Below are 14,917 nucleotides of genomic sequence, written 5' to 3' on the forward strand. Positions count from 1 at the left end.
CGCATGGACGAGAAGACCCCGCCGTACGCCGAATGCGTGCTGTGCCGGAAGCCGACCGAGTACCCGGAGTCGGTCGAGGGTGTCGTGCACTGCCCCGTCTGCGAGTGGCAGGAGGCGCAGCGCACGGCCTGCTCGGGGTGAAAACCGGTGGACGGGCCGCCGGGTGCCCGGGATCATCCGCACGGTGACCGATCGAGACCGGCAGCACCAGCGGATCAGCTTCGTGGAATTGAACGGGGCGGTCATGACCGCCCTGCTGGACGGTGACCTGGCCGGCGCGAGCGCCGAGGCCGGGGCCGCCCTGACCGGCTTCTTCCTGACCGACAGCGCGTTGTGGCTGTGGCGCTACCGCCTCGGGCAGATGGCCGGCGACCCCGCGCGGGCGCACTGGTGCGGGCGGCTCGCGGTGTGCGGGCCCGGCGGCGCCGTCGTCGGGCACGGCGGATTCCACGGACCGCCCGACGACCGGGGCATGGTCGAGGTCGGCTACGCCGTCGACCCCGCCTTCCGCCGCCGGGGATACGCCAGGGCCACCCTCACCGAACTGCTGCGCCGGGCCGCCGCCGAGCCGGGCGTGACCACGGTCCGGGCGTCGGTCCGGCCCGACAACGTGGCGTCCCTGGCCACCATCGCCGGCTTCGGCTTCACGGAGGTCGGCGAACTGTGGGACGAGGAGGACGGCATGGAGACGCTGTACGAAGCACCGGCCCGTCCTCCCGGCTCCCTCCCCCTCAGCGCTTCATGAGCTCGGACACCTTCACGAAGCGGTAGCCGCGCTCGCGCAGCTCCGGCACGATCCGCAGGACCGCCTGCTCGGTCACCGGCGCCGCGCTGCGCGTGCAGTGCATCACCACCACCGAGCCCGGCCGCACACCCGCCAGGACCTGCTCGGCCACCGCTTCCCCGTCGCGCGCGAACGCGTCGCCGCTCACCACGTCCCACTGGACCGCCGTCACCTTCGCCGGGGCCAGTGCGCGCAGGGCCCCGTCGTCGTAACAGCCGCCGGGGAAACGGAAGTACGGGACGACGTTGCGCGCTCCCGCCTCGCGGAACGCGGTGAAGGCGCGCTCCACGTCGGTGGACATCTGCCGCGCGGAGACCGTCGGCAGGCCGTAGCAGGGGGAGGCGAAGGCGTGGTGGCTGTACGAGTGGTTGGCGATCTCGAAGAGCGGGTCCCGCCCGATGGAGCGTGCCTGGTCCGGGTACTCCTCCGCCCAGCGCCCCGTCATGAAGACCGTCGCCGGCACCTTCAGTCTGCGCAGCGAGGCGATCAGGGCGGGGTTGTCGAAGCGCTCGCCGCCCGCGGCCCGTGGGCCCTGGCCCGCCGTCATGTCGGCGTCGAAGGTCAGCGCGACGGTTTTGGTACGGGTGTCGAGGGCGCGTTCGAAGACGGGGGTGAGACCGCCGGGGCCCGCCGCGAGGGTGGGCGGCGCGGCCCGCTCCGGTGACGGGGCGGGGGCGGGCCGCCCGGAGGCGGAGGCCGGGGCCGAGGGCGGCGGCTGGGTGGCGAGCGCGCCCCGTGTCCCGCTGCTGCCGATGCCGCTGCCGCACCCGGCGAGAGTCGCGCCGAGTGCGACCGCTGTGGCCAGTCTCCGTACAAAAATGATCACTGACGGAAAATATACGATGATCAGTCAGGTTTCCGGCTGCTACACGGGCGCTACTGCCGAACGGGTGCCGGATCGGGCGCCGGGAGAACTGGCGTACCGGCGCAGGAGCAGCACGGCGCTGGTGGCCAGGCCCGTGAGAGCAGCCCGAGCCGGATGCCGAGCGTGTCGAGCCCCAGCGGCCGGGCCAGGAGGCCGTGGCCTCGCCCTGGTCCTCATCAGCCACGACCTGCGCCTGGTCGCGAGCCGCACCGAAACCCTGCTCGTGCTGTCCGGAGGGCGGGCCGTCGGGCCGGGCCCGCCCCGGCAGGTCCTGGGGCCGGGAATCACCCGGTGGGCCGCCCGGGGCGCCCGCCGCGCACCCTGCCTCCGTCCGGCTCAGCCGCCGAACGGGCCCGTCACGGCGAACGTCGTGCCCGGCGTGTAGCAGTTCACGTACATCGTCGAGCAGTCCGGCGAGAAGGTGACGCCCGCGAACTCGCCCCACTCCGGCTCCTCGGGCGTACCGCCCGCCGCGGCAGCGGCCGATGTGATCTCCTGCCGGTTGCGCGCCATCGCGTACACCTCGCCGCGCTTCGTCAGCCCGTACACGTGCTGCGCGCCGTTGCCGTCCTCGCACACCATCAGGCCGCCCCGGGGCGCGAGGCAGATGTTGTCGGGGGACTCGCCGGGCAGCCGGATGTCCGTGCTCGGGCCGAAGACCACGACCAGGGTGAGGCGCCGCTTGTGGGGCTCGTACTTCCACACCTGCCCGAAGTGGTCCGCCGCCGACCCCTCCGAGCTGCGCGCGAAGCTGGAGACGAAGTAGACCGCCTTGTCGCCCCAGTAGCAGCCCTCCAGCTTCTGGGCGTGCGTGACGCCCTTCCGGCCGAAGTCCTGGAGCCGGATCGGGGTCTTCTCCGCCAGCGGATCCGGCACGGGCACCCACTCGACGCCGCCGAAGCTCGCGCCGGTCTCCTGGACCGCCGACAGGTCGGCTACGCCCGGAACGCGCATCGCCTCCAGCGCGCCGCCCGCGCGCAGCGAACCGGTGCCGCCCAGCGGCTTCTCGGGCAGGAAGCGGTAGAAGAGGCCGAAGGGCCGGTCGAACGCGTCCTCGGTCTCGTACACGATGCCGCTCTTCGGGTCGACGGCGATCGCCTCGTGCTGGAAGCGGCCCATCGCGGTGAGCGGGACGGCGCCGGTGCGGTGCGGGTCGGCCGGGTCGACCTCGAAGATGAAGCCGTGGTCCTTGGTGTAGCCGTTGGTGCCGGCCTTGTCCTCGTTCTCCTCGCAGGTGAGCCAGGTGTTCCAGGGGGTGGGCCCGCCCGCGCAGTTCACGGCCGTACCGGCGATGCCGACACGCTCGCCCTGGACGTTGTTGCGGCCGTCCAGGGCGAGGACCGTACAGCCGCCCTTGGCGGCCGGGTCGTAGGTCAGACCCTCGACCGTCGGGACGCCGATCCTGGCGGTGTGCCGGTTCTCGTGGTTGCGGACGAGATGGACGCGGCCGCGGTGGCCTCTGAAGGCGCTCATCCCGTCGTGGTTCGAGGGGACCCTGCCCTCGCCCGAGCGCAGCCGGCCGCCCTCGCGGGAGAGGACCTTGTAGCGGAAGCCCTCGGGCAGATCGAGCAGCCCGGCCGGGTCGGGCACGAGCGGTCCGTAGCCGCTGCGGCCCAGCTCCCCGGCGGCGGCGGTACCGGCGAAGATCTCCGAAAGCGACCCGGCGAAGGCGATGCCCACACCCAGGGCGCCCGTGCGGGCCAGCACGTGACGGCGTGACGCGGAGGGTGCGGAGGGGGTGGAGGGCGCGGATGACGCGGGCGATGAGGTCATGAGGTAACTCCCTGCTGGCGGACAGGAACGTTGTGACCCGCACGTGTGTACCACGCAAGTGATCTCGCGTGAACCATGCGGGCCACAACACCTCGACCGGCGCGTCCGTCGGCCGCACCGGCCCCAGATCAGACGAGCGACGCGCTCAGCGTGATCGTCGTGCCCGCCAGCGCCTGGCTGACCGGGCAGTTCGCCTTGCCCTCCTCGGCCGCCTTGACGAAGTCGGCCTCGTCCATGCCCGGCACCTCGCCCTGCACGGTGAGGTGGACGCGGGTGATGCCCTCGCCCGGCACGAAGGTGACCTCGGCCTTGGTGTCGAGGCGGGTCGGGGGGGTGCCGGCCTTGGCGAGCACGTTGGAGAACGCCATGTTGTAGCAGCTGGACTGCGCGGCGGCGATCAGCTCCTCGGGGCTGGTCCTGCCGTTCGGCTCCTCGGTACGGGCCGGCCAGGAGACGGGGTACTCGCCGATGCCCGACGAATCGAAGGTCACGGTGCCCGTGCCCTTGAACAGGTCGCCTTCCCAGACGGTGTGTGCCTGACGCGTTGCAGCCATGTCGAAAGCCCTTCTCGTGGATGGTGATCCAGATCCAGGCCAAACCTACTGGGAGATCAGGCCCTTCGCGTCGCGCGCCAGCGCGGTCAGCCGGGAGATCGCCCGGAAGTACTTCTTCCGGTAGCCGCCGTTCAGCATCTCTTCACTGAACAGCCGGTCGAACGGCAGCCCGGAGGCCAGCACCGGCACCTCCCGGTCGTACAGCCGGTCGGCGAGCACGACGAGCCGCAGCGCCGTCGACTGGTCGGGCACCGCACGCACGTCGGTCAGACAGACCGCCCGCACCTCGTCCGTGAGCGCCCCGTACCGGCTCGGGTGGACCTTGGCGAGGTGGTCGAGCAGCAGGGGGAAGCGGTCGAGGCTGGCTCCCTCGGTGGCGTACGCCGCCTTGGTGACCTCCGCGTCGGAGTACGGCGAAGGCGCCTCGGGCAGCCCGCGGTGGCGGTAGTCCTCGCCGTCGATGCGCAGCGGCCGGAAGTGGGCCGACAGGCCCTGGATCTCGCGCAGGAAGTCGACGGCGGCGAAGCGGCCCTCGCCGAGCTTGCCGGGCAGGGTGTTGGAGGTGGCGGCGAGCGCTACACCCGCCTCGACGAGCCTGCGCAGCAGCGAGGAGACCAGCACCGTGTCGCCCGGGTCGTCGAGCTCGAATTCGTCGATGCACAGCAGACGGTGCCCGCTCAGCGTCCGCACGGTCTGCTGGAAGCCGAGCGCGCCGACCAGGTTCGTCAGCTCCACGAAGGTGCCGAAGGCCTTGAGCTCGCGGGGCGCGGGCGTGGCGTGCCAGAGGGAGGCGAGGAGGTGGGTCTTGCCGACGCCGTACCCGCCGTCGAGGTAGACGCCGCGCGGCGCGGCGGGCGCGGCGGGCTTCTTCGCGAGACCGAACCAGCGCCGCTTGCCCCCGCCGGCCGCCTCGGCCCCGCCGAGACCGGCCGCGAAGGCGCTCAGCACCCTGACCGCCTCGGTCTGGCTCGGCTGGTCCGGGTCCGGTACGTACGTATCGAAGCGCACCGAGTCGAAGCGCGGCGGCGGCACCATCTCGGCGACCAGGCGGTCGGCGGGGACGTGCGGCTCGCGTGCGCACAGGGACAGGGGGGCCGCTTCGGCTATGGGAGCGGACCCATGAGCGGCGGTGGAGGACGACACGGGGCTCAAGTCTAGGCTCCGTGCCACACTGCACGACATGCGACGCCTGTTCCCTGTGACCGACGAGACAGTCTCCGCCGCCTCCGCCGAAGGCGAGTGGGGACTCGACGCGCTGGCCGACGCCTACGCGTACCCGAAGGAGCGCGGCCCGTCGGGAGCCTGGCTGCGGGCCAACATGGTCTCCTCGCTCGACGGGGCCGCCCAGCACGAGGGCCGCTCGCAGCCGATCTCCTCCGACACCGACATGCGGATCTTCGGCACGCTGCGGGCGCTCGCCGACGTGGTGGTCGTCGGCGCGGAAACGGTACGCCTGGAGGGGTACCGGCCGGCCCGCGCGCGCGAGGCCTTCGCGGCGCGCAGGGCGGCGGCGGGACAGGGCCCCGCGCCCGCGATCGCGGTGGTCAGCGCGAGCCTGAACCTCGACTTCTCCCTCCCGCTCTTCACGTCGCCCCTCGTCCCCACCCTGGTGCTGACCGGCGCCGCGGCGCCCCTCGACGGGATCCGCGCGGCCAGGGAGGCCGGGGCCGAGGTCCTGGTCGCGGGGGACGGCGCGGCGGTGGATCCGCCGCGCGCGGTGGAGGCGCTGGCGGAGCGGGGGCTGACCCGGTTGCTGACCGAGGGCGGGCCGCGGCTGCTCGCGCAGTTCATCACGGCCGGAGTGCTCGACGAGCTCTGCCTCACCGTCTCGCCCGTGCTCACGGCCGGCCGCGCGCAGCGGATCGCGGACGGGCCGGGGGTGGCGGTTCCGGAACGGTTCGCACTGGCGTCCGTGCTGGAAGAGGCCGGGTTCCTTTTCACCCAGTACCGTCGGATCTGACAATTGGCGGAATGTGCCATTCTGTCCAGTTTCGGCCGGGCATGCTTACTTCACGTGCCTGCTCGCGTGCTTACGCAGACCCCTTGCGGGCACCGGGAAGGATGGTTTCCGCAGGGGGCCGACGGCGCCGCCCGAAAGCGCCGTCCCAAGAAGAAGAGCCCAAGAAGAAGAGAAGGGCGCCCGTCGTGTTCACGAGCGTATTGATGATCGAGAAGCCCCTGTCGTCCGTCGACGTGGAATTCGTCAGCACCCTTCACGGTGACGAAGGCGTCTCCTTCGTCGTCCTGATGCAGCCCCGCGGCGACCAGGCGGACGTGCTCCTGCGCGCCATCGACGACGTGGCGCTGGGCAGGGTCGACGAAGCGGTCCGCGAGCCCGACAAGCCCAGAGGCGAGGAGGCGAAGCCCCTCGCGGAGCGCGGTCTGGAGAAGACCCTGGAGACGCTGCGCGCCCGGGGGCACGAGGCCGTGGGCCAGGTCGTCGCCGAGCATCCCCTGGACCTCCTGAAGTCGGTCGTGGCCGAGACGGGGGCCGACGAGGTGATCGTCCTGACCGCGCCGCACTACGTCGAGGAGTTCTTCCACCGGGACTGGGCCTCGCGGGCCCGTCACAAGGTCGGCGTACCGGTGCTCAAGCTCTTCTCCCACAACGAATAGGCTGGGGCACCGCTCACACGTCACACTTTGGGAGACATACGTATGGCACCCGGCCTTCCCACCGCCATGGACCGACCGCACTTCATCGGCATCGGCGGCGCCGGAATGTCGGGGATCGCGAAGATCCTCGCCCAGCGCGGCGCCCGGGTCGCGGGCAGCGACTCACGCGAGTCCGCCACCGCCGAATCCCTGCGCGCGCTGGGCGCCACGGTCCACATCGGCCACGCCGCCGAGCACCTGGCCCCCGACGCGACCTGCGTCGTCGTCTCCAGCGCCATCCGCCCCGACAACCCGGAGCTGGTCCGCGCCGCCGAGCTGGACGTCCCCGTCGTGCACCGCTCCGACGCGCTGGCCTCGCTGATGGGCGGCGCGCGCGCCATCGCCGTCGCGGGCACGCACGGCAAGACGACGACCACCTCGATGCTGGCCGTAGCCCTGACCGAGCTGGGCCTGGACCCGTCGTACGCCATCGGCGGCGACCTGGAGGGCCCCGGCACGAACGCCCGCCACGGCGCCGGCGACATCTTCGTCGCCGAGGCGGACGAGAGCGACCGCAGCTTCCAGAAGTACGACCCCGAGGTCGCGATCGTCCTCAACGTCGAGCTGGACCACCACGCGAACTACGCCTCGATGGACGAGATCTACGACTCCTTCGAGACCTTCGTCGGCAAGGTCGTCCCCGGCGGCACCCTCGTCATCTCCGCGGACCAGCCCGGTGCCGTGGAACTGGCCTCCCGCCTCCGCGACCTCTCCACCCTGAAGATCGTCACGTACGGCGACTCCCCGTCGGCCGACGTACGCGTCCACAAGGTCACCCCGCGCGGCCTGACCAGCGAGGTCACGGTCGTCCTCGACGGCCGCTACCTCACCTTCACGGTCTCGGTCCCCGGCAGCCACTACGCCCACAACGCGGTAGCCGCCCTGGCGGCGGGCGCAGCGCTCGGCATCCCGGCGCACAACCTCGCCTCGGCCCTCGGCAAGTACACCGGGGTCAAGCGCCGCCTCCAGCTCAAGGGCGAGGCGAACGGCGTGCAGGTCATCGACTCGTACGCCCACCACCCGACCGAGATGACCGCCGACCTGGAAGCCATGCGCGGCGCGGCGTCCGACGCCCGTCTCCTGGTCGTCTTCCAGCCCCACCTCTTCTCCCGCACCCAGGAGCTGGGCACCGAGATGGGCCGGGCCCTGGCCCTCGCGGACGCCTCGGTCGTCCTCGACATCTACCCGGCGCGCGAGGACCCGATCCCCGGTATCACCAGCACGCTCATCATCGACGCGGCGCGTGCGGCGGGCGCCGACGTGACGCCGGTCTCCGACCAGGCGGCGGTCCCGGACGTGATCGCGGGAATGACGAGGCCGGGCGATCTCGTTCTCACCATGGGCGCGGGCGACGTGACGGACCTCGGTCCGCAGATCCTCGACCGCCTGTCGAACTGACTGAGGGAGCGCAGCATGTCGTACGACGTCGAGAAGACCGACGAGCAGTGGCGAGCGGAACTGACCCCCGCCGAGTACGCCGTCCTGCGTCAGGCCGGCACGGAGCCCGCCTTCGTCGGTGAGTACACGGACACCAAGGCGACCGGCGTCTACTCCTGCCGGGCGTGCGGCGCCGAGCTGTTCCGCTCGGACACGAAGTTCGAGTCGCACTGCGGCTGGCCGTCGTTCTACGACCCGAAGGACACGGACGCGGTCGAGCTGATCTCGGACACCTCCCACGGCATGGTCCGCACGGAGGTCCGCTGCGCGAAGTGCGGCTCGCACCTGGGCCACGTCTTCGAGGGCGAGGGCTACCCGACCCCGACGGACCAGCGGTACTGCATCAACTCGATCTCGCTGCGGCTGACCCCCGACGCCTGACGCCCGGCGCCCGACCGGACCTGATACGCCGACGCGCCCCGTGCCCCGGAGACGATCCGGTGGTGCGGGGCGCGTCGGCGTATCAGGTCCGGTCGGCCCGGGCGGCGTACGGGACGAAGCCGGCCCAGGCGGCGGGGGAGAGGGCGAGCCGGGGGCCCTTGCTTGTCCTCTGCTCCCCGCATCCGCCGCAACAGGCTCACGGAGTCTTCCGGCGAGTCCCGACCTGGAGGTCCACGCCGCCCTCGCGCAACCGCGGCAGCCACCGCTCGCGGAAGAAGCCCGCCCAGCGTCGCGGCGGCCGGGCGGTGACCGCCAGGAGCAGGTCGTTGCGGGCATCGGCGACTACGGCGCGGTGGTGCAGTTCGCGGCAGGACACGTGGCCGGATGCTACGGGCGGCAGACGGTCCTGTACACGGGTTTCGGGACGGACGGGAGGGCTCCACCGGGACAATGGCCCGCATGGAACCGCACCGCCTCGTCGACCGCGCCCGCCGTCTCGCCGTCCCCGGCCGCCGCCGCGTCCTCGGTATCGCCGGGGCGCCGGGGGCCGGCAAGTCCACGCTCGCCGCGCACCTCGTCGACCGCCTCGGCGGACTGGCCGTACTCGTCCCCATGGACGGGTTCCACCTCGCCGGAGCCGAGCTGGAACGTCTCGGGCGTACGGACAGGAAGGGCGCCCCCGACACCTTCGACGCCACCGGTTACGCCGCCCTGCTGGCCAGGCTGCGCTCTCCCGAGGCGCCGGACACCGTCGTCTACGCACCCGCGTTCGACCGGACGGCCGAGGAGCCCGTGGCGGGCAGCATCGCGGTGCCGGGCCCGCGGGACGTACCGCTGGTCGTCACCGAGGGCAACTACCTGCTGCTCGACGAGGGGCCCTGGGCGCGCGTGCGGGAGCTGCTCGACGAGGCGTGGTTCCTGGAACTCGACCGAGACGAGCGGGTACGCCGTCTCGTCGACCGGCACGAACGGTTCGGCAAGCCCCGCCCGGCCGCCGAGCACTTCGTCCACGCCTCGGACGAGGCGAACGCCCGCCTGGTCGCTCCCGGCCGAGACCGCGCCGACCTGGTCGTCGCCTTCGCCCCGGGCGCCGCCCCGCAACCGGGTAGCGAGGCCACCGGGCGCCGGGCAGGATGAGGCCATGTCCTCCGCCGCCTCGTCCGCCTCCGTCTCCGCCGCCTCGTCCGCCTCCGCGTTCGTGCCCGCGCCCTTCACCGCCGACGACTACCGCGCCCGCATGGCCCGCGCGGCCCGGTCGGCCGCCGACGCCGGTCTGGACGGCGTACTCGTCGCCCCCGGGCCCGACTTGGTCCACCTCACCGGCTACCGCCCCACCGCCGCCACCGAACGGCTGACACTGCTCGTCCTGTCCGCGGAACAGGACCCGGTACTCGTCGTGCCCACCCTGGAGGCGCCGGACGCCGAACGGGCCGCGGGAGCCGCCGCGCTCACCCTGTGCGACTGGACGGACGGCAAGGACCCATACGCGGTCGCCGCCCCGTTCCTCGACGCCGGCGGTTGCTTCGCGGTCAGCGACAGCACCTGGGCGATGCACCTGCTCGGCCTCCAGCAGACGCTGCCGGGCACCTCGTACGTGTCGCTGACCGCCGCCCTGCCCATGCTGCGGGCCGTCAAGGACGCGGCCGAGCTGGCCCGTCTCGAAGCGGCGGGCGCGGCCGCGGACGCGGCGTACGAGGAGATCGTCAAGGTCCGCTTCTCCGGGCGGCGCGAGACGGAGGTGGCCGCGGAACTGGCTCGTCTCCTCACGGAGTCCGGGCACGAGCAGGTGGACTTCACGGTCGTCGGCAGCGGGCCGAACGGCGCCAGTCCGCACCACGAGGCGGGCGAGCGCGTCATCGAGCAGGGCGACATGGTGGTCCTCGACTTCGGCGGCCTCAAGGACGGTTACGGCTCCGACACCTCCCGTACGGTCCACGTCGGTGCCCCGAGCGCCGAGGAGCAGCGCGTCCACGACGTCGTACGCCAGGCGCAGCAGGCGGCGTTCGAGGCGGTGCGGCCCGGGATCGCCTGCCAGGAGGTGGACCGGGTGGCGCGCGCGGTCATCACCGGGGCCGGGTACGGCGAGCGGTTCATCCACCGCACCGGACACGGCATCGGCGTGACCACGCACGAACCGCCGTACATGATCGAGGGCGAGCGGCAGCCGCTCGTACCCGGCATGTGCTTCTCCGTCGAACCCGGCATCTACCTCCCCGGACGCTTCGGCGTGCGGATCGAGGACATCGTGACCGTCACGGAGGACGGCGGGCGCCGTTTCAACACCACCGCGCGCGAGATGGCCGTCGTCGACTGAGACCGCCGCCGGCCGGCTCCGGCAGATGCTCGGCCGGCGCCAGTCGGTGTCCAGCCGCTGGCGTGGCCGTGTGCGCCGCGGCGGGCGGGAGGTCAGGTGGCGTCCGGGCCCAGTACGACACAGGACTCGGGCGGCAGGCGCAGCAGCCCGTCGGGGCCCGGCGCGTCGGCCGGCTCCCAGGCCGCCAGTACGGCGCTGCGCCCGTTGCGGCCGAGGCCGATCGTGACGGGCTCCTTCGACAGGTTCACCGCGACGCGGATGTCGCCGCGCCGGTACGCCAGCCAGCGCGCGCTCTCGTCGTACGCGACCTTGACCGCCACCAGGTCGGGGTCGCAGAGGTCGGGCCGCTCCCGGCGCAGCGCGATCAGCTCGCGGTACCAGGCCAGCACGCGCGCGTGCGGCTCGTTCTCCTGCTCGGACCAGTCCAGACAGGAGCGCTCCCTGGTACGGGGGTCCTGCGGGTCCGGGATGTCCTCCGCCGCCCACCCGTGCGCGGCGAACTCGCGCCTCCTGCCCTCCCGTACGGCCTGCGCGAGCTGCGGGTCGGTGTGGTCGGTGAAGAACTGCCAGGGGGTGCGGGCCGCCCACTCCTCGCCCATGAAGAGCATCGGGACGTACGGACCGGTGAGGACCAGTGTGGCGGCGCAGGCGAGCAGCCCGGGGGAGAGGGTGGCGGAAAGCCGGTCCCCCAGGGCCCTGTTGCCGATCTGGTCGTGGGTCTGGGCGTAACCGAGGAAGCGGTGCGCGGCGGTTCTCGCGCGGTCCACGGAACGCCCGTGAACGCGTCCCCGGAACGTCGAGTACGTACCGTCGTGGAAGAACACCTGGGTCAGTGTCTTGGCGAGCGCGCCGAGGGGGGCGCGGGCGAAGTCGGCGTAGTACCCCTGGGACTCACCGGTCAGAGCGGTGTGCAGGGCGTGGTGGAAATCGTCGTTCCACTGAGCGTGCAGACCCAGCCCCCACGACTCGCGCGGAGCGGTCGTGCGCGGGTCCCCCTGGTCGGACTCGGCGATCAGGAAGAGCGCCCTGCCCACCTCGGCGGAGAGCGTGTCGACGGCCGCGGACAGTTCTTCGAGGAAGGTCAGCGCGCGCGTGTCGGCGAGGGCGTGGACCGCGTCGAGCCGCAGCCCGTCGAGACGGTAGTCGCGCAGCCAGGCGAGCGCGCTGCCGAGCAGGTACGCGCGTACCTCGTCGGACCCGGGCGCGTCGAGGTTGACCGCCGAACCCCAGGGCGTGTGGTGGGTGTCCGTGAAGTACGGGCCGAAGTGGGGCAGGTAGTTGCCGGAGGGGCCGAGGTGGTTGTGGACGACGTCGAGCACGACGCCGAGACCGAGGCCGTGCGCCGTGTCGACGAAGCGCTTGAGCCCTTCGGGACCGCCGTACGGCTCGTGCACGGCCCACAGCGACACCCCCTCGTACCCCCAGCCGTGCGTTCCGGGGAACGGGCAGACGGGCATCAGCTCGACATGGGTGACGCCCAGCTCCGCCAGATGACCGAGCCGCCGCGCGGCGGCGTCGAAGGTGCCCTCGGGGGTGTACGTACCGACGTGCAGCTCGTAGAGGACCGCATGCGCCAGCGGAGTGCCGCCCGGCCAGGGCGTCCGCCACTCGTGGGCGTTGTGGTCCACGACGGCGCTGAGGCCGTCGGGACCGTCCGGCTGGCGGCGCGAGCGCGGGTCGGGCAGTACGGGACCGCCGTCCAGGCAGAAGCCGTAGCGCGCGCCCGCGCCCGCGTCGGCCTCGGCCGTCCACCATCCTTCGCGTGCCGGATCGCGCTCCATGGCGTACGTTCCGCCCGCCAGCCGGAGCTCTGCCCGCTCGGCCTTCGGCGCCCACACCTCGAACAGCACTGGCGGCCCCTCTCGTCGACGATGCCGCCACCCATGGTGCGCCAGACGGGCATGATCCGCCGGTAAATCGTCAGCTCCGCGTCGTCAGCTCCACGTCATGTTGACCGCGCGCTCGAAATTGACGTACCCGGCGCGCTCGAACGCCTTGGCCATCGGAACATTGGCGAGGTCCGTCGCCGCACGGATGCGGGGCACGTCCTGGGCGGCGAGAACGCGCGTGCCCTCGGCCAGGAGGTCGTCGATGTGGCCGTGGCCGCGGTGGGCCGGCACGACACCGATGTACGCGATGGTGTGGTGGTAGTTGTTGCGGGCCGGAATGACGAATCCGACGGGGCCGCCGCCGGGGAGTCCGGCGATCCGCCACCACGCGCGCGGCGACGCGCACCCCGCGAACTCCTCCTCGAACTGCAGCTCGGCGGCCTCCCGCGCGCCGAGACCCGACGCCAGGTCGGCCCGGCTGTGCGCGTCGAGGGTGCCCTCCAGGACCAGCGTCATCAGCGCGATGAGCTCCTCCTGGTCGTCCGCGGGCCGGAACGTCAGCCGGCCGGTGGGCTCGGGCACCGGGGTGCCGGGGCGCCATTCGAGACGCAGGCGCTCGACGAGCAGCCGCGCGCCGGTCCTCTCCAGGACGTTCATCCGTGCCTCGACCACATCGCGGGCCACCGCGTCGTCGTGCCAGTCGGGCGGAACGAACCTGCCGTACTCGGGACGCGGCGCGCCGGCCGGGAGAACGGCGGCCGACGCCGTCTCCAGGAGGCGCAGGCCGATCTCGCCGCGCTCGGGCTCGGGCAGCGTGTCGTCCAGGTCGAAGAAGTCCAGGGCGCACGGCGGTTCGCCGGGCCTGGAGGTCCACCAGGAAGCGCGAGCCAGCACCCGGCCGCCGCGCAGCGCCACCCACATCCACTCGGGACGGCGGCGGCCGGTGGCGAGGTCGTCGTCGAGTTCGTGGTCGAGGACGTACGCGAGTTCGCGGAAGAGACCGAGCTCCTCCGGTCCCGCGAGCGGTCGTACGGTCAGTTCCTGGCCCTGGCCCTGGCCCTGGTCCTGCGGTATGGCGGTCAAGCCGTCCCCCGGTATGTGGTGGGTGAGTCCGCAGACAGTAACAATGATCATCGGACCGGGCCCGGCGATGACCCGGCGCCCGCCCGGCAGCAGCCCGGTGACGACTCGGCAGCGTCCCTGTGGAGCAGGTCCGCGCAGGTCAGGTCGTACGGGACGACCGTTCTCCTGGACACCTGCGCTCGGTCGGCCCGACAATCACCTCTGTGACGTCCTCCTTCGAGTTCCCCGCGTATCCCGCCCGGCCTTCCGACGCCGAGCGCGACAGTGTTCTCGGGAGGCTCAGGGAGGGCGCGGCGCAGGGCAAGCTGTCGCACGACACCTTCATGCGCCGGATGGAACTCGCCCTCGTCGCCCGCAGGTCCGACGAACTGGCCGTGCTCACCGCCGATCTGGAGACCGAGGGCCGGTGGTCGCAGGGGCTGTTCCGCGCGGTGGAGTGGGCGTCGGCGTTCACGGTGCGGCTGCGCAGGGCGTGGCAGTCGGAGCGGCTGCCGAAGCTGCTGTTCCCCGAGCCGGGACCGTACCCCCTGAGGATCGGACGCGATCCCGCGAACGGACTGCGGCTCAGCCACGACACGGTCTCGCGCGTGCACGCCGAACTGTACGTCCAGGACGGCATGTGGGTCCTGCGCGACCTCGGCTCGACCAACGGGACGTCCGTCAACGGGCGCCGGGTGACGGGGACGGTCCTGGTGCGGGAGGGGGACCAGGTGAGCTTCGGACAGATGCTCTTCCGGCTCGCCGCGCGCTGAACCGAGGCCGGCCGGGCCGAGTCCGTCGCCGCCGGCACCGGCCTCACACCCGCGCCCGTCGAGCGGGTGCTGATCACGGCGGAGCACGGGAACGGCAAGTTCGGTGCCGAGGACGGCAGCTGCCGCCGAGGACGCCGCGCGCGCCGTACAGCGGCAGACGGAGGCCCTCCCCGCGGTCGTCCCCGTCGCCGCGCCGAAGGCCGCGGCGGACGGCCCCGCGCTCATGGTCGCCGTCACCCTGCGCGGCGCCGAGGAGACCGCCGGGGAGGACGCCGGCGCGCTGCCGGAACAGACCGGGGCCGCCCAGCGCGAGCACCGGGACCTGCGGATCGAACAGGACGGTGCCACTGCGCCGCAGCCGCGCGCCTCGCAGGACGGGCGTACGGCGATGCCGGCCCTCCCCGTCCCGTACGCCGAGAAATCCGCCGGCCCGGGGCAGCGCCCCGGGCCGTCCGGGAAGGGTCGGGCGGGGGAAAGCCCCGCCGGACAC

16 protein-coding genes and 1 pseudogene are annotated in these 14,917 nt (G+C 72.7%); 9 read left to right on the forward strand and 8 right to left on the reverse strand.

Annotated features, from left to right (window positions below; all coding sequences use genetic code 11):
- The first annotated feature begins 3 nt into the window (after positions 1 to 3).
- Positions 4 to 141, forward strand: a complete 138-nt coding sequence (locus ABD374_RS29030; RefSeq protein WP_344499127.1) for a hypothetical protein — start codon at positions 4 to 6, stop codon at positions 139 to 141.
- A gap of 43 nt (positions 142 to 184) precedes the next feature.
- A complete protein-coding gene (locus ABD374_RS29035; RefSeq protein WP_344499129.1) occupies positions 185 to 745 on the forward strand; it encodes a GNAT family N-acetyltransferase in 561 nt (186 codons plus the stop codon).
- Here ABD374_RS29035 and ABD374_RS29040 read toward each other — a convergent pair.
- The 4 genes from ABD374_RS29040 to zapE form a co-directional block, all read right to left on the reverse strand.
- The gene (locus ABD374_RS29040) at positions 732 to 1,610 is read right to left on the reverse strand and encodes a polysaccharide deacetylase family protein (RefSeq protein ID WP_344499131.1); all 879 of its coding nucleotides are present in this window, start codon (positions 1,608 to 1,610) and stop codon (positions 732 to 734) included. The two genes, ABD374_RS29035 and ABD374_RS29040, sit on opposite strands and share 14 nt — an antisense overlap.
- Before the next feature lie 375 nt (positions 1,611 to 1,985).
- Positions 1,986 to 3,422: an alkaline phosphatase PhoX gene (locus ABD374_RS29045; protein WP_344499133.1), complete on the reverse strand. Its 1,437-nt coding sequence runs from the start codon at positions 3,420 to 3,422 to the stop codon at positions 1,986 to 1,988.
- A 128-nt stretch (positions 3,423 to 3,550) separates the two neighbouring features.
- Positions 3,551 to 3,976 (reverse strand): OsmC family protein, encoded by a 426-nt coding sequence (locus tag ABD374_RS29050; RefSeq protein ID WP_344499135.1) that lies wholly within the window; start codon positions 3,974 to 3,976, stop codon positions 3,551 to 3,553.
- Between the two features lie 45 nt (positions 3,977 to 4,021).
- A complete protein-coding gene (zapE, locus tag ABD374_RS29055; protein ID WP_344499137.1) occupies positions 4,022 to 5,119 on the reverse strand; it encodes a cell division protein ZapE in 1,098 nt (365 codons plus the stop codon).
- A 37-nt stretch (positions 5,120 to 5,156) separates the two neighbouring features.
- On the opposite strand from zapE, the gene ABD374_RS29060 reads away from it, so the two are divergent.
- The 4 genes from ABD374_RS29060 to msrB all read left to right on the forward strand — a co-directional run bounded on the left by ABD374_RS29060 (position 5,157) and on the right by msrB (position 8,449).
- Positions 5,157 to 5,936 carry a pyrimidine reductase family protein gene (locus ABD374_RS29060; protein WP_344499139.1) on the forward strand — a complete coding sequence of 260 codons (780 nt, stop codon included), beginning with the start codon at positions 5,157 to 5,159 and terminating at the stop codon, positions 5,934 to 5,936.
- Between the two features lie 185 nt (positions 5,937 to 6,121).
- Positions 6,122 to 6,592, forward strand: coding sequence for an indole-3-glycerol phosphate synthase (locus ABD374_RS29065; protein WP_344499141.1), 471 nt, complete (start codon positions 6,122 to 6,124; stop codon positions 6,590 to 6,592).
- A 42-nt stretch (positions 6,593 to 6,634) separates the two neighbouring features.
- A complete protein-coding gene (murC, locus tag ABD374_RS29070; RefSeq protein WP_344499143.1) occupies positions 6,635 to 8,029 on the forward strand; it encodes a UDP-N-acetylmuramate--L-alanine ligase in 1,395 nt (464 codons plus the stop codon).
- A 15-nt stretch (positions 8,030 to 8,044) separates the two neighbouring features.
- Positions 8,045 to 8,449, forward strand: a complete 405-nt coding sequence (msrB, locus tag ABD374_RS29075; protein WP_344499145.1) for a peptide-methionine (R)-S-oxide reductase MsrB — start codon at positions 8,045 to 8,047, stop codon at positions 8,447 to 8,449.
- A 220-nt stretch (positions 8,450 to 8,669) separates the two neighbouring features.
- Here the strand turns inward: msrB and ABD374_RS29080 are convergent.
- A pseudogene (locus tag ABD374_RS29080) lies at positions 8,670 to 8,825 on the reverse strand (membrane dipeptidase); the annotation flags it as partial.
- An 83-nt stretch (positions 8,826 to 8,908) separates the two neighbouring features.
- Here ABD374_RS29080 and ABD374_RS29085 point away from each other — a divergent pair.
- Together ABD374_RS29085 and ABD374_RS29090 are read left to right on the forward strand one after the other, a co-directional pair.
- Positions 8,909 to 9,586 carry a nucleoside/nucleotide kinase family protein gene (locus tag ABD374_RS29085; RefSeq protein ID WP_344499147.1) on the forward strand — a complete coding sequence of 226 codons (678 nt, stop codon included), beginning with the start codon at positions 8,909 to 8,911 and terminating at the stop codon, positions 9,584 to 9,586.
- 4 nt (positions 9,587 to 9,590) lie between these two features.
- Entirely contained in the window at positions 9,591 to 10,763 is a 1,173-nt protein-coding gene (locus tag ABD374_RS29090) for a M24 family metallopeptidase (protein ID WP_425577383.1), read from the forward strand.
- Positions 10,764 to 10,855: 92 nt separating this feature from the next.
- Here the strand turns inward: ABD374_RS29090 and treZ are convergent, their stop codons facing one another.
- Positions 10,856 to 12,613, reverse strand: a complete 1,758-nt coding sequence (gene treZ, locus ABD374_RS29095; protein ID WP_344499149.1) for a malto-oligosyltrehalose trehalohydrolase — start codon at positions 12,611 to 12,613, stop codon at positions 10,856 to 10,858.
- Between the two features lie 84 nt (positions 12,614 to 12,697).
- The gene (locus ABD374_RS29100) at positions 12,698 to 13,675 is read right to left on the reverse strand and encodes a GNAT family N-acetyltransferase (RefSeq protein ID WP_344499151.1); all 978 of its coding nucleotides are present in this window, start codon (positions 13,673 to 13,675) and stop codon (positions 12,698 to 12,700) included.
- A 203-nt stretch (positions 13,676 to 13,878) separates the two neighbouring features.
- On the opposite strand from ABD374_RS29100, the gene ABD374_RS29105 reads away from it, so the two are divergent.
- A complete protein-coding gene (locus ABD374_RS29105; RefSeq protein ID WP_344499153.1) occupies positions 13,879 to 14,427 on the forward strand; it encodes a DUF1707 and FHA domain-containing protein in 549 nt (182 codons plus the stop codon).
- Positions 14,428 to 14,500: 73 nt separating this feature from the next.
- On the opposite strand, the gene ABD374_RS29110 is transcribed toward ABD374_RS29105, so the two are convergent.
- Positions 14,501 to 14,917 (reverse strand): hypothetical protein, encoded by a 417-nt coding sequence (locus tag ABD374_RS29110; protein ID WP_344499155.1) that lies wholly within the window; start codon positions 14,915 to 14,917, stop codon positions 14,501 to 14,503.

Source organism: Streptomyces enissocaesilis (assembly GCF_039533765.1).
Taxonomy (GTDB): domain Bacteria; phylum Actinomycetota; class Actinomycetes; order Streptomycetales; family Streptomycetaceae; genus Streptomyces; species Streptomyces enissocaesilis.